Genomic DNA, 13,226 nt, shown 5'->3' with positions numbered 1-13,226 from the left:
ATGGAACAACTCCGCGAACTGCTCGAACGACTGCACGACAAGTACAACAATCCCGATTTCATTGCCGACGACCCGATTTCGGTTCCGCACCGCTATACGGACCGCGCCGACCGCGAAATCGCAGGCTTTTTCTCTGCTACGATCGCATGGGGCAACCGCAAAGCCATCGTTCGCAGCGGCCACCGTATGATGCACTTCATGGACGATGCCCCGGCGGATTTCGTGCGCAATGCTTCTGAACGCGAACTGGCCCTGCTCTCGTCCTATGTCCACCGCACCTTCAACGGCCAGGACCTGCGCGATTTCGTGCTGGCCCTGCGGCGCATGGAGGAGCGCCACGGCGGTATCGGGGCCTTTTTCGAGAGCCGTTACGAGGCCGTGCAGAGCATGCCCGCCGTGTTGGCCGACTTTCGCCGCGAATTTTTCGCCGGGGACCATGCGCCGCGCTGCGAGAAGCACCTCTCGTCGATCGAGAAGGGAGCGGCCTGCAAACGGCTCTGCATGTACCTGCGCTGGATGGTGCGCCGCGACGACAGGGGCGTGGATTTCGGTGAGTGGCAGGCGATTCCGATGTCGGCCCTCTACCTGCCGCTCGACGTTCATGTCGGCGACATGGCGCGGGCGCTTGGGTTGCTTGCCCGCCGCCAGAACGACTGGCGTGCCGTCGAGGAGCTGACGGCCGCCCTGCGCGTGTTCGATGCCGGGGACCCCGCGCGGTACGATTTTTCGCTGTTTGGCGCCGGCATTGACGGCTATCTGCGATAGCCGCAATTAAGAATTAAGAATTAAAAATTAAGAATTATCTTCCGGTTTAAACAATTCACGATTTGTCAGGACCGTTGCCCGATGAAGGTCGGCACCGATGGGGTCCTGCTGGGCGCATGGGCCGCGGTGCGGCCGCAGGACGAACGAATTCTCGACGTGGGCACGGGTACGGGGCTGATTGCCCTGATGCTGGCCCAGCGTGCGCCCGGTGCGCTGGTTACGGGCGTCGACATCGACGATGTCTCGCAGGCCGGCGAGAATGCCGCCGCATCGCCCTGGGGTGACCGGGTCGCGTTCAGGCAGTGCCCCGTACAGGAGTTCGAAGCCCCGGAGCCGTTCGACCTGATTGTCTCCAACCCGCCGTTTTTCGTCGACTCGCTCACCTGTCCCGACGAGGGCCGCACCACGGCCCGCCATGCCGTGCACCTTCCCTTCGACGAACTGCGCGACGCTGTCCTGCGCCTGCTGGCGCCCGGGGGCCGTTTCGCCGTCGTTCTCCCCACGACCGAAGCCGACCGTTTTCTCGGGATCTGCTTTGGCCGGCTCGGCCTCTTGCGCCGCACCGACGTGCGAACCACGCCGCGCCGCCCGGCCAAAAGGGCCTTGATGGAGTTTTCCCGTGCGGGTGAAACCGCCGCGGCTCCCGACCTGTCCGAACTGGTCATCGGTACGGGCCAGCACGAATGCTATACCCCGGAGTACCGTGCCTTGACCCGCGATTTTTACCTGAAATTTTGACGACACGCGAAAATAAGCTACATTTGTAAAACCGCATTAAAATTTTCGGACCATGAAACTCAGACTTTTGGCTTTTGCCCTGCTGCTCTCGGGCGGCATTTCGGCCCAGAATCCATACATCGCCCTGCAGGGTGCAAACGAAACCGCCGGCGGCATTACCGTTGCCCAGCCCCGGACTATCCTTGCTGTCGACGTTACCGTCGAGTGCGACGTGACCCTCAGCGGCCCTTATGCGCGCTATGCGCAGAAATACCTCGGAGTGCGCGCTCCGCTTACGGACAAAACGACGTGGAGCGTCACGGGGGCGCAGATCGCCCTGCTGGACGGCGACACCTATCTCAATGCTGCGGCGCCCGCCCCGGCGTCGGCCCGTGTGTTCTCGCACGCCTCTTCCGACCAGGAATTCGCCCGCCTGCAGCCTGACAAGACCGACATGACGACGCCTGCGCTGGAGGATGCCGCACGCGCCGCCGCTACGCAGATTTTCTCGCTGCGCCGCCACCGTATCGAACTCGTTACGGGCGAAGCGGGGGAGAACGTTTTCGGCGAAGGCCTCAAGGCTGCGCTGGAGGAGATCGACCGCATGGAACAGAGCTACCTGGAACTGTTCCTCGGCAAGCGTGTCGTTTCGACCGAAACCCGCCGCTATGTGGTCTATCCGCAGGCCGACAAGAAACAATACATCGTTTGCCGTTTCAGCCCGGCCGCCGGACTGCTTCCCGACACCGACCTTTCGGGCGACATCGTGCTGTTGCAGATCGAGCCTTCGGGCGCTGCGAAGAGCGACCTCGAAGCCGGCCCGAAGGAGACCAACGTCGTGGCATGCCGCGTGGCCGATCCCTCGACCTGCATCGTGATTTCGGGCGGCCGCGAATATGCTCGCGCCGTGCTCCCGATCTTCGAATTCGGCCGTACGATCAACGTCGCCCTGCCGCGCCGCAAATAAAAAAATTCCGATGGATTTTACCTCCCGCATGGCGGCACTGCTCGGGGCGTTCCGCCGCGAGCGCAACGGTGCTGTTGCCGATTCGATGCGCTTCTACGGTATGCCTTACGGGCTGAACTACGGCGTGAGCCTCCCAACGCTCCGCACGCTGGCCCGCGCCGAGGCTCCCGACTACGATTTTGCCAAATACCTCTGGCGGCAGGACGTACGCTGCCTGCGCCTCGCGGCACTGCATATCGCCGATCCTGCACGCCTTACGCCCGAAGAGTTCGCTTTCTGGGGCGACGGGCTTCTCAACTCCGAGATGGCCGGGGAGGCGGCTTTCGCATTGCTGCACCGCATCGGGAATTTCCCCCGGCTGTTCGGGGAGTGGATCGTTCCCGAGGCCGGATATCTGCGGCAGTATGCGGTTCTGATGGCCGCTGCCCGTGTCCCGCAGCCTTCCCCGGCGTGGGCCGATCCGGCTGCCGCAGCCGTGCATCGTGCCGCCGTCGCAGGCGCTGCGGAGGCGCACCTGCTGGCGCAGGGAGCCGTGGCGCTGTTCACGGCCCTTGGCGTCCGAAACGAAGAGAGCCGGCAGGCGGTATTTCGCGCGGCCGGTTCTCTGGGCTCGCTCCCTGCCGAAGACTACGTCCACGAGGAGCTGGCCTGGCGATTGGAGGTTTAGGGCTGCATCACCTGCTCGCGCTTTTCGAGTTCGCCCAGCACGTTGACCAGATGGTCGTAGCCGACGCGGCCGCTCTCGCGCCACAATACCTCCCCGCGGCAGAAAAACATCAGTGTCGGAACCGACATGATGTTGTATCGCCGCACGATTTCGGACATCTCGGGGTCGTCGATGTCGATTGCATAGACATCGACCCGGCCTTTCATCCGTTCCTGGAATTTGTCGACGGCGGGCCGCATCAACTGGCACGGTCCGCACCAGGTGGCGAAAAAGTCGATGAACGTCAGCGCGTCCCGCCAGATAATCTTATCAAAGTCAGTCATATTTTCTCGGTGTGATTGCATTCCGTTCGTATATTCTCAGCTTATTTCCACCCACGATATTCCTGCGTAGGCCTTGTCCGAAAGCTCTTTTTCGACATAGCCGATCGTGCGCCGCAGTCCCTCGACGAGCGGAGTTCGGGGCGTCCATCCCAGTTCGCGGCGTGCCGCCGAGATGTCGGGCGTCCGGCGGCGGCTGTCGTCGATACGCGCTTCGGCGTGGACGATCTTCGAGCGGCTGCCCGTCAGGGCGACGATCTTTTCAGCCAGCGCGCGGATCGTCACTTCGTGGTTACTGCCGAAATTGACCGTGCGCGTCGTCTCCGTCGGCGGGGCCTCCATCAGCAGCACCAGCCCGTCCACGATATCCTCCACCCAGCAGAAGGTCCGCAACTGCTCGCCGCTGCCGTTGATCAGGATGTCGCGGTTCTGCAATGCCGCTACGATCATCTTCATCACTACGCGCTGGTCCATCAGGTCGGCGCCGCTGCCGTAGGTGTTGAAGATGCGTGCGATACGTGCGTCGACCCCGAATTCATACTGGTAGGCGCGGTGCAGGGCTTCGCCCGCCCGTTTTCCTTCGGCGAGGATGTGGTGCGTCGAACAGCAGTTTACGGCCTCGACGGTCGTGTCGCGATAGCCCGTATTGTAAACGTCACCCGTGGAGGCGTAGAGGATGCGGGCATGTTCCGCACGGGCCGTGTCGAGGGCGTTTATCGACCCCAGTACGCTGACTTTGAGCGTCTCGACAGGCAGGGCCTTGTTGTAACGGACGCGCGACGGCGCAGCGAGGTTGTAAATCTCGTCGCAGCGGATACCGAAAGCGTTGATGATATTGTGGCGGACGTACCGGAATTCCGGGTGCGGCGGCATGTCGCGCAGCAGCGGCGAATTGGCGGTGTCGCGTATGTCCACGCAGAAGACTTCGTGCCCGTCGTTCAACAGACGCAGGCACAGGTGGGTCCCGATGAATCCCACGCCGCCCAGTATGACTACTCTCTTTTGCATCTCTCTTCCCTTTTTACGGGAAGAAGAGCAAATTTTATTCCATATTGACGGCAATTCGGCAGACGCCGCACTTCTGCGCGTCTTGCCGGAATCAGATCGTATGACCTACTGTTAAAATCCCTTTAAAGGGATTCTACGAATAGCGCTTTGGGGAGTTGGTCGACGCTGTTGATCGAAACGACCTCGATGCCTTTGGGGCGTTTGCCGCCTTTGGCCAGGTAGCCCGATACGACGATGCGCCGGAATCCCAGCCGGGCCGCTTCGCTGATGCGCTGTTCGGTGCGGGGGGCGGGGCGTACTTCGCCCGAGAGGCCGATCTCGCCTGCACAGCAGACACCCTCGGCTACGGGACGGTCGTAGTAGGACGAAATCACCGCCGCCACGACCGCGAGGTCCAGCCCCGGGTCGGCGACCTTGAATCCGCCCGCGAAATTCAGGAATACGTCCTTCTGGAACATCTTCATCCCCACGCGTTTCTCCAGCACGGCCAGCAGCATGTTCATGCGCCGGGCGTCGTATCCCGTCGTCGAGCGCTGGGGCGTGCCGTACGCCGCGCCGCTCACCAGCGCCTGCACCTCGATCAGGTAAGGCCTTACGCCGTCGGCTGAAGCGCCTACCGCGATGCCGCTGAGCGGTTCCTCGTAGTGGGTCAGCAGTATTTCCGAAGGATTGTCCACACCCCTCAGCCCGGCGTCGAGCATCTCGAAAACCCCGATTTCGAACGTTGCGCCGAAACGGTTCTTAATACCCCGCAGGATGCGGTAGATGTTGTTGCTGTCGCCTTCGAACTGCAAAACCACGTCGACGATGTGTTCGAGTATCTTGGGGCCGGCTATCGAACCGTCCTTGGTGATGTGTCCGATGATGAAGATCGACGTTCCCGTCGATTTGGCATATTTGAGCAGCGTCGCCGCGCATTCGCGTATCTGCGACACGCTCCCTGCCGACGAGTCCAGGAGATCGGTGTAAATGGTCTGTATCGAGTCGATCACCACCAGGTCGGGCTGGTGCTCGGCGATCTGTGCAACGATATTTTCCAACAATGTTTCGGGGTAGATCAGGCATTCGTCGTTGCCGATGCCGATACGCCCCGCGCGCATCTTGATCTGTTCGGCCGACTCCTCGCCCGATACGTAGAGGGTTTTCAGTCCGTTCGCCGCCAGCGCGATTTGCAGCGAGAGGGTCGATTTGCCGATTCCCGGCTCGCCGCCCACCAGGATCAGCGATCCCGGAACCATGCCGCCGCCCAGCACCCGGTTGACTTCGGGGTTCCCCAGATCCAGCCGGATGTGCTCGCTTTCGCGGATGTCCCTCACGCGCTGGGGCTTTGCCACAGGCAGGGGCCCCGCCACGGTTGCCGGAACCGAACCGCTTTCGCGGGCGATGATCTCCTCGGTGAATGAGTTCCACTCGCCGCACGAGGGGCAGCGTCCCAGCCATTTCGGGGCTTCGAATCCGCAGTTTTTGCAGAAAAATGCTTTCTTGACCTTTGCCATAACCCGACTATTTAGCGTTTGCCGAGGTGTACTCCTTGCGCACGGCTTTCGTGATTCCGGCATCGGGGTAGAGGGCCTGGTACTGCCCGGTCAGGTCGACCGTCAACACGGCTTTGCTCGTGCCGTCCTCCGCTTTGTAGGTCGCGACGGTGCAGGTGTACTCCATCGCCGGTTCCGGGCAGTAGAACAAAATGTCGGTCGCTCCCGGGTCTTTGAAAAAGACGCCCTTCACCTCGCCGGCCTCTGCCGCCGTGTTGATTCGCAGTTGCCCGCCGTTGTACTTGGTGAACGACAGCGTGTAACCCCCTCCCGCCTTCACGGGGGCCGCCGCAACGATCTCCGCCTTGATCTGTTCGATCACCGGGTCCGGTTCTCCTTCGCCGGCTTTCGTTTCGGACGCCGGGTCCGTAGGATCGGTGGGATCAGTCGGTTCCTCCGGATCAGTCGGTTCCTCCGGGTCGGTCGGCTCTTCCGGATCGGGGTCGGGTGTCGGGACGGTGATTTCCGCCTCGACACGCACGACGGGGTATGCCGTCGTGTAGAACGCGTCCGAGTCGTCTCCGCAGGCGGTCGCGCCCAGCAGCAACAGACAGGCTGCGCAATATTTCAGTTGTTTTGTCATAATCCTAAATCCTGATCGATCAGCACCACCAGCACGCGCTTGTCAGGCCAGCAGCGCAACATTTCCATCCGCGTGTTGCAGATGCGGTCCTGCGAATTGCAGTCCATGCAGAGGCCTGTTTTGGCGCAGGGCGTGCGGAATCCGGGATGGCGTGCGACGTTCTGCGGCGCGGCGATCCGGCGGATGCGCTCTTCGGCCTTTTCGCGGTCGGCCGTGATCTTGTTGCGGCCCGCCACGATAATCACTTTGCGGGGTCCGAACGCCACCGGGGCGATGCGGTTGCCCACCTTGTCGAGCCAGTGGAGCGTTCCCTGCTCCGTTATGGCATTCACGCCCGTGATGAAGAGGTCCGACAACAGGGCCTGGCGGCGGATTTCGAGCCGTTCGTCATAGGGCATCGAGGCGTCGAATCCGTCGAGCACCTTCAGCCGTCCGTCGTCCTGCATCCACTCGATGATGCCCGTTGCGCGCATCGTCGTCGAGTCGCCGAACGACACGAGCTGCGGGCGTTCCGCTTCCACGACGGCTTTCATCACGCCGAAAGCCGTTTCGGTGTCTTTTACGACCTCGGCTTCGAAATGGTGTCGCCGCAGTGCCGCGGCGCAGGCTTCCAGTTTTTCTGCTGTTTGATTTGCCATTGGGAACAGTTGTCAGCGATACGTATAACGTCATACAAAGGTAAACTATTTTCCGGTTCCTGCAAAATCGTTCGTTCGTCGCATCGCCCCTGAAAAAAGAGGCATGGAATGTTCCATGCCTCTTTTTTCGTTTGCATATCCGCCGCCTCAGCTGACGCGCAGGCTCTCTTCGATCCTGCGGAGCATGTAGCGGCAGAAGTCGCGCGATGCAGCATCCTGCGCCACGGCTGCCCCCCGGCGGTAGATGTCGCGGATTTCGAGGAGCATGCCGTAGTAGACGTGCTCCGAAAAATCCTTGGCATAGAACCGCATCCTGTATTTCCCGTAAGCGCTCACCGGGGCCAGCGTCGCGGCGGCTTCCGAGGGGTAGGCAGGCTGCATGAAACTTTCGTCATCTTCGGCGAAGCCGGCCGAAGCCGTTTTCGGGGCGGCTTTCGGCTCGGCCAGCACTTTTGAGGCTCCGATAACGATGCCCGTAAACGCCCGTTGGAGCAACCGGTCGTAATCCGAGAGTTTGCGTCCGGCCTTTACCTTGCTGAAGATGTATTCGGCCATGTCGGCCGACATCTCGGCCGGCGTGTAAGCCCCCGGCAGTCCGTTTTGGTAGCGGGGCAGGGTCTCCAGCCGTTTCATCAGCGTTCCCAGGCAGTCCGACAACACCGATTCCGAAAGGTTCACCATCTGGCCTTCCGTCAGTTTCGTGTCGAGCCACGAGAGGTCTTCGAGTGCCTTGAGCGTCTCTTTCACATAACGGCGTTGTTCCTCTTTCGGCACAACGCGGAGCATGGTCTGTCCGTCGCCTTCGGCCGTCTCGGTATAGTACGAGCCGCCGATGTAGGCCGCCAGGTAGGAGATCATCTCCCTTACGCCCGTTGCAACGGCCGAAATGGCTTCCTCGCGGTAGCTTCCGTCCTTGTCGCGTCCTTCGAGCCACTCCGGGGCGTGCTCGGCGATGTAGCGCAGGTTGCTGAGCCTGTAGCGGGTGCGCTTCACGGGATCGTCGCCCAGGTTATAATAAGCCAGGCGCACGTCGCCGAAGTAATAGTCGTACCAGTAGTTGCCGTAGTAATAAGCCGGGTCCCCGGCTTTGTCGAGAAGCATCCGTGCGAGTGCTTTCTGCTCTTCGGCGGGCGTTTCGGCTCCTTCGATGTCGCCGTAGAGCCAGCGGATGGCGAAGTAGTCGTATTTGCCGAGGCAGTCGTTTACCAGCCGTACGCCCTTGTCTTCGGGTTGTGCCAGGTAGTTGTAGCTGTTGAGTGCCGTGATCGACGAGCAGAGCCCGTTTTCGCGGGTGAATGCCGCCGAACGCAGCGAGTCGGTCGGATAAGCCGCCGCTCCGGCATAGTTGGTCGCCAGTCCGAGCAGTTGGGCGACACCGCGTGCCGTGTAGACGGCCAGCGACGAGGCGAGTTCCTCTTCGTCGAGCGTCATGTCGCGGGCCGCGGGGTCTACCGCCGAGAGATCGATGAAGCGGCGGGTGCGAATCTCGTCGGCGATGTTGGCCGGGATGTGGATGCGTCCGCCCGTGATCTCGCCGCTGCGCGGGTCGGCGACGATGTTGACCGTCGTGCGCGTATTCGACGAAGCCACGTATTTCACGTAAAATCCCTCGGGGCTGTTGCTGTCGAAACCGCCTGCAGGGTAAGTCTCGGCTTTGAGCACGTCGCCCATGCCGATCCTTCGGAAGGCCTCGTTCCACAGCGCGATGCCGCGGCGGATGCCCTGTTGCCATGCCGGGGCGAAGAGCGTGTCGATGTAGAAGGTCACCGGGCGGATTTTCCCCTCCGGGCGGAAGTTGATCCGCGAGGCGAAGTAGGCGGGTTCGCTGCCTTTTCCGGTGGTGAAACGCGTGAAGGGTACGGGCATCACGCCGATGCGCGGATCGGCGATGCGTGCGGGCGCGCACTGCTCGGGAAGCATCGTCACGGTGCGGCGGGCCAGGGCCGTGAAAGGTTTGTCCTTGCAGATGATGAAGATGAAGTACTGCGTCGTCACGCCGTAGGTCATGTCGCTCAGGACCGAGGCATACCCTTTTCCGCCCTCTACGTCGCGGAGCAGCGAAAGGTCCGACTTGTAGGCCGCAGTCGAGATGTGCAGCGGGCTCATGCCGCGGGGCTCGAACGCCTTGAGGTGCTCGTTGTCGCTCATGAACAGCGCCGTGTTCTCGATCACTACGGCCGTCGAGTCTGCGTTGTAGGCCTTGATCGGATAACTGGCGACGATCGGCCGCGCCGTGTTGATCTCCAGCGCCTTTTCGATCTGTGCATCGCCGTCGGCCAGCGTCCGCTGGGGCACTTCGTGCATCCGGATCAGCGAATCCTTGCGGGTGAAGGTGATGTGGTAGGGCGGCAGCGGTTGCTGGCCCGAGAGTCCGTAGTTCGCTTCGGACGACTCCTCGATCGAGGTGTTGATGACGAATTCCCGTTCGAGGATGTCGAGCGGAATCTCCGTGTAGAGTTTTCCTTCGATAAGGTGGAGTTTGAAAAGCCCGTCTGCGGTCTTGCACTCCTTGTCCTTGAAGAGTTTTTCGTAGGCCGTCGGCTTCTTGGGGGCAGGTTGCTCGCTCTTTTTCTTGTCTTTGCGGCCCTTTGCGGCTGCGTGCGCCGGCCCGGGCAGCATAACTGCCGCCAGAAGCAGGGCAAGCAGCAGCGTGCCTGGTTTGTTCAGGGGTGTTCTCATGGCTGGACGCATCATTTTTTGAGGGCTTTATCGAGGTTGTGCAGCAGGTACTGGTAGTGCATGCGGGTTTCGCCCGTTGCCGACCCGACCTTTCCGCGCAGCAGGTTCTGGATACGCAGGATGTCGTTGTAGTAGAGCATCGAGATATCCTTCTGCGTGAAATACTGGAATCTGGGCGAACCGAATCCCGAGACGGATGCAGGCTGCGGTTCCGGTGCGAATCCGTGCGAGCAGGTTTCGCAGCTGCACAGCGGCGTGCGCGGCGTCCGGTTTTCGAATACCTGGAGCGCGTCCCATCCGGCGTCTTCCGCTTCGTTCCCCGCCGCATTTTCCGTTGCTGCGAATGCCGATGCCGAACTGCCGCTTCCGGTGTAGTTCTTCAGCCCGGCTTTGGCGGCTACGACCTTGACGAACTCGCGCTGAATGGCCATTTCGTCCCCGGTGAGGCGGCGGTTACGCACGGTGGGTTCCCACACGAAGTCGGAAACGTCCTTGTAGCATGCTTCGGGTGTATAAGGGTCCTTCGACAGTTGGGCGTTGATCGCGAGGATTTTTTTGGCCGGGGCGTTGACTGCGGCTTTGATGACGGCTTCCCGCACGGCGTCCCGGGGCGAGCCGAGCATCGACATCTTCGCCAGCAGGCGCTCGTTGTCGAGCCACTCCATCTGCTTGAGCTCCGCGAGAATGAATTTCAGGGCTTTGCGCTGTTTTTCGCGCGGCACGCAGGCGTAGGCTTCCACCGGGTCGCCTTCCATCTTTTCGTTCAGGTAGATGCCGCCGATGTTGGCGTATACGTGACCGATGTAGGTGATATACTGGTTCACGATGTCGGAGTACATGCCGTTGCGGTAGGAGAAATCGTCGTCCCCGTCGGCGCACCATTCGTCCAGGTTCGCGAGGATATAGCGCAGGTTCCTGATGCCGTACTGCGATGCCGCCACGGCGTCGTCGCCGAGGTCCTCGGTCTGGGATTTGGGATCGACGATGCTTCCGAACTGCTGTTTGCCGTAACGGAACGTGGGGTCGGCCGAAGCCTCGGTGATCCATTTCGAAGTCACTTCATACTCCTCTTCGGGGGTCTTTGCTTCGGGAACCGGCGTGTAGAGCCATTTCACGGCATAATCGTCGTAGACGCCGAAGCGCGGCGGGGTGAGCCGTACGCCGCGTTCCATGTCACCGGGCTGTGCCACGTAGTTGAAACGCGCGTAGTCCATGATCGAGGTGGTCGTGCCGTATTTTTGGGTGAACGACGGCGAGCGGAGCGAATCGACCGGAATCACGGCCGACGAACTCATGTTGTGCATGAATCCCAGGCAGTGGCCCACCTCGTGTGTCAGCACGTAGCGGAGTCCGTCGAGCATCACCTCGTCGGGAATGTTGACCTGCCGCACGCGGGCGTCGGCCTGCGCCGTCTGCACGAAGATCATCCGGTTGAGCATCTTCACGACATCGTGGAAGACATAGACCGAGGCGTTGAGGATCTCGCCGCTGCGCGGATCGACCCACGAAGGGCCCATGGCGTTGGCGATGGGTACGGGCGCATAACGGATGCACGAGTACTTGATGTTGTCGGCATCGAACGCCGGATCGTCCGTGGGGTAGGGCAGCGCCTTGACCACGTCCCTGAATCCGATTTTGGCGAACACCTCGTTCCACTGCGTCACGGCCTCATAGATCGCGGGCTGCCACTTCGCGGGGAAATCCGGGTCGATGTAGAAGACGATCGGTTGCAGGGGCGTCACCTGCTCGCCGCGCTTCCAGGCCTCCATGTCCGACGGTTCCACCCGCCAGCGGTTGGCCAGGTAGATGGCTTTCACGCGCTGTTCCTTGCTGCTGTACAAGTATTTTCCGGTCGGGAATACCGACATGCGGCTGTCGGTGATGCGCGGGCGGTAGGCTTCGCGGGGCAGCAGCACCAGCGTGCGGGTCATGACGGCCGTGAACGGAGCCTTGTCCACCAACTTCTGCTTGGTCACGGGGTGCGACACCGAGTAGGTGTAGCTCAGCGTACTTTTTACCGTGAGGTTGTCGGCAAAGGATTTGACATCGCCCAGCGACGAAAGTTCCTTTTTGAACGTTTCGCTGAGGGACGGCGTTCCCGAGCCGCCGTATGCACCGAGGTACGAGAAGGGCGACAACTCTTTGACATGGCTGACAAACAGATCCGTGACGTTGAAAACCACAGCCGTCGAGTCGGCGTTGTAAGCATCGATCTTGAAATTGCGGAAGATGGTCGGGATGTTGTTGCGGTCGAGCGAACGGAGGATGTTGCCGTCTACGCCCAGCGTATAGTTGTCGGCGTTGATCTCGCGTATCTGCACGTTCTCGCCTGTTTTGGTGAAGGTGATGTGGAGCGGCGTGTACGATTTCGACCCCGGGACGCCCGTCAGGTTGTCCGAGGTCTCTGAAATCACCGATCCGAGCAGCATTTCGCGGCCGAAAAGCGCCTGCGGAAATTCGAAATAGAGTTTTCCGTCGATTTTGTGGAGCTTGACCATACCCTCGGCCACTTCGTGCTTTTTCTTGAAGAGCTTGTCGTATTCGCTCTCTTTGGGCTTTGCCGGAGTTTCGGTAGATGCCTTTTTGGATTTCCTTTTCGGGCTCTTGGCCTGGACCGGTGTTCCGGCGACCAGTATGCACAGCAGGAGCGCAAGCAGTTGTTTAAACATAAATTTGACGTTGATTGTTGGTAGATGTCGGATTAAAAGTAATGGTGTACGATGCGGATGGCCTTCGACCGGGACATGTCGCCGGGATTCGTGCCCGGCACGCCTTCGGGGATTTCGCACTTGTAGCGTTTGAAATGTTCCACCCACAGGGGGCTGATCTCTCCGGTTTGCTTGTCCCTGAAGGTCATGGGCTTCATCTTGAAAATCGGCTTGCCGTTGGGTTTGAGGTACGAAACGTAGATCAGTTCGCTGCAATAATAGTCGTCGTCGTCGGGGTCGAAAACGAAATCGTAACGTTTGTTCAGCAGCGTTTTGATCTTCCCGATGGCCGCGGGAATACACCGGCGCAGCCGCGGTTTCAGCCTGCCGACCACCACCACCGGGTTGCCGTCGCTTTTCTGTGCGTCGCGGAAGAATTTTTCGAGCGGGCTTTTGACCACTCCGTACGGGACGGCTTCGAGAACATAGGTCTTCCCGTCTTCGACGTAAGCGACGCCCACATGGGTGAAATTCAGGTCTTTGATTCCCCTGGTGACACTGCTGATGGCTTCGGTGTAGGCGCTTCTTCCGGTCACCTGGAACAGCAGGTCGCCCGTTTCGAGCGGGAAGGGTTTCTGGGCGAAACATTCCCATCCGACGGCGAGCAGTGTAATGATAAGTGCTATTTTTTTCATGGTT

At 60.7% G+C, this 13,226-nt stretch carries 12 protein-coding genes; 4 read left to right on the top strand and 8 right to left on the bottom strand.

Annotation, left to right across the window (positions count from 1 at the left end):
- The 4 genes from I2E69_RS08985 (at position 1) to I2E69_RS08970 (ending at position 3,116) form a co-directional block, all read left to right on the top strand.
- Positions 1–765, top strand: a complete 765-nt coding sequence (locus I2E69_RS08985) for a TIGR02757 family protein (RefSeq protein ID WP_195460861.1) — start codon at positions 1–3, stop codon at positions 763–765.
- Positions 766–846: 81 nt separating this feature from the next.
- Positions 847–1,503 carry a tRNA1(Val) (adenine(37)-N6)-methyltransferase gene (locus I2E69_RS08980; protein WP_229095431.1) on the top strand — a complete coding sequence of 219 codons (657 nt, stop codon included), beginning with the start codon at positions 847–849 and terminating at the stop codon, positions 1,501–1,503.
- A 52-nt stretch (positions 1,504–1,555) separates the two neighbouring features.
- Entirely contained in the window at positions 1,556–2,449 is an 894-nt protein-coding gene (locus I2E69_RS08975) for a DUF4831 family protein (protein WP_195460860.1), read from the top strand.
- A gap of 10 nt (positions 2,450–2,459) precedes the next feature.
- A complete protein-coding gene (locus tag I2E69_RS08970; protein ID WP_195460859.1) occupies positions 2,460–3,116 on the top strand; it encodes a DNA alkylation repair enzyme in 657 nt (218 codons plus the stop codon).
- Here I2E69_RS08970 and I2E69_RS08965 read toward each other — a convergent pair.
- From I2E69_RS08965 to I2E69_RS08930, 8 genes are all read right to left on the bottom strand, one after another.
- The gene (locus I2E69_RS08965; RefSeq protein WP_195460858.1) at positions 3,113–3,439 is read right to left on the bottom strand and encodes a thioredoxin family protein; all 327 of its coding nucleotides are present in this window, start codon (positions 3,437–3,439) and stop codon (positions 3,113–3,115) included. The genes I2E69_RS08970 and I2E69_RS08965 overlap by 4 nt on opposite strands.
- Before the next feature lie 36 nt (positions 3,440–3,475).
- Complete coding sequence (locus I2E69_RS08960) at positions 3,476–4,444, bottom strand: NAD-dependent epimerase/dehydratase family protein (RefSeq protein ID WP_195460857.1); 969 nt, start codon at positions 4,442–4,444, stop codon at positions 3,476–3,478.
- Between the two features lie 122 nt (positions 4,445–4,566).
- On the bottom strand, positions 4,567–5,940 hold the full coding sequence (radA, locus tag I2E69_RS08955; RefSeq protein ID WP_195460856.1) for a DNA repair protein RadA: 1,374 nt from the start codon (positions 5,938–5,940) through the stop codon (positions 4,567–4,569).
- 7 nt (positions 5,941–5,947) lie between these two features.
- Positions 5,948–6,562: a hypothetical protein gene (locus tag I2E69_RS08950; protein WP_195460855.1), complete on the bottom strand. Its 615-nt coding sequence runs from the start codon at positions 6,560–6,562 to the stop codon at positions 5,948–5,950.
- A complete protein-coding gene (locus tag I2E69_RS08945) occupies positions 6,559–7,200 on the bottom strand; it encodes a lactate utilization protein (protein WP_195460854.1) in 642 nt (213 codons plus the stop codon). Before I2E69_RS08945 ends, I2E69_RS08950 begins: the two co-directional genes overlap by 4 nt.
- 147 nt (positions 7,201–7,347) lie before the next feature.
- Positions 7,348–9,879 (bottom strand): zinc-dependent metalloprotease, encoded by a 2,532-nt coding sequence (locus I2E69_RS08940; RefSeq protein WP_195460853.1) that lies wholly within the window; start codon positions 9,877–9,879, stop codon positions 7,348–7,350.
- A gap of 11 nt (positions 9,880–9,890) precedes the next feature.
- On the bottom strand, positions 9,891–12,548 hold the full coding sequence (locus I2E69_RS08935) for a zinc-dependent metalloprotease (RefSeq protein ID WP_195460852.1): 2,658 nt from the start codon (positions 12,546–12,548) through the stop codon (positions 9,891–9,893).
- 32 nt (positions 12,549–12,580) lie between these two features.
- Positions 12,581–13,222: a YiiX/YebB-like N1pC/P60 family cysteine hydrolase gene (locus I2E69_RS08930; RefSeq protein WP_195460851.1), complete on the bottom strand. Its 642-nt coding sequence runs from the start codon at positions 13,220–13,222 to the stop codon at positions 12,581–12,583.
- Between the last annotated feature and the right edge of the window lie 4 nt (positions 13,223–13,226).

Origin of the sequence: Alistipes sp. D31t1_170403_E11, from assembly GCF_015553985.1 — a bacterium.
GTDB lineage: Bacteria > Bacteroidota > Bacteroidia > Bacteroidales > Rikenellaceae > Alistipes > Alistipes montrealensis.
This window is presented reverse-complemented; position numbering and strand designations above follow the sequence as displayed.

Bases quoted from the DNA above. Each gene is read 5' to 3' on its own strand.
- I2E69_RS08985 (WP_195460861.1), top strand. From the start codon at position 1: ATGGAACAACTCCGCGAACTGCTCGAACGACTGCACGACAAGTACAAC.
- I2E69_RS08980 (WP_229095431.1), top strand. From the start codon at position 847: ATGAAGGTCGGCACCGATGGGGTCCTGCTGGGCGCATGGGCCGCGGTG.
- I2E69_RS08975 (WP_195460860.1), top strand. From the start codon at position 1,556: ATGAAACTCAGACTTTTGGCTTTTGCCCTGCTGCTCTCGGGCGGCATT.
- I2E69_RS08970 (WP_195460859.1), top strand. From the start codon at position 2,460: ATGGATTTTACCTCCCGCATGGCGGCACTGCTCGGGGCGTTCCGCCGC.
- I2E69_RS08965 (WP_195460858.1), bottom strand. From the start codon at position 3,439: ATGACTGACTTTGATAAGATTATCTGGCGGGACGCGCTGACGTTCATC.
- I2E69_RS08960 (WP_195460857.1), bottom strand. From the start codon at position 4,444: ATGCAAAAGAGAGTAGTCATACTGGGCGGCGTGGGATTCATCGGGACC.
- radA (WP_195460856.1), bottom strand. From the start codon at position 5,940: ATGGCAAAGGTCAAGAAAGCATTTTTCTGCAAAAACTGCGGATTCGAA.
- I2E69_RS08950 (WP_195460855.1), bottom strand. From the start codon at position 6,562: ATGACAAAACAACTGAAATATTGCGCAGCCTGTCTGTTGCTGCTGGGC.
- I2E69_RS08945 (WP_195460854.1), bottom strand. From the start codon at position 7,200: ATGGCAAATCAAACAGCAGAAAAACTGGAAGCCTGCGCCGCGGCACTG.
- I2E69_RS08940 (WP_195460853.1), bottom strand. From the start codon at position 9,879: ATGAGAACACCCCTGAACAAACCAGGCACGCTGCTGCTTGCCCTGCTT.
- I2E69_RS08935 (WP_195460852.1), bottom strand. From the start codon at position 12,548: ATGTTTAAACAACTGCTTGCGCTCCTGCTGTGCATACTGGTCGCCGGA.
- I2E69_RS08930 (WP_195460851.1), bottom strand. From the start codon at position 13,222: ATGAAAAAAATAGCACTTATCATTACACTGCTCGCCGTCGGATGGGAA.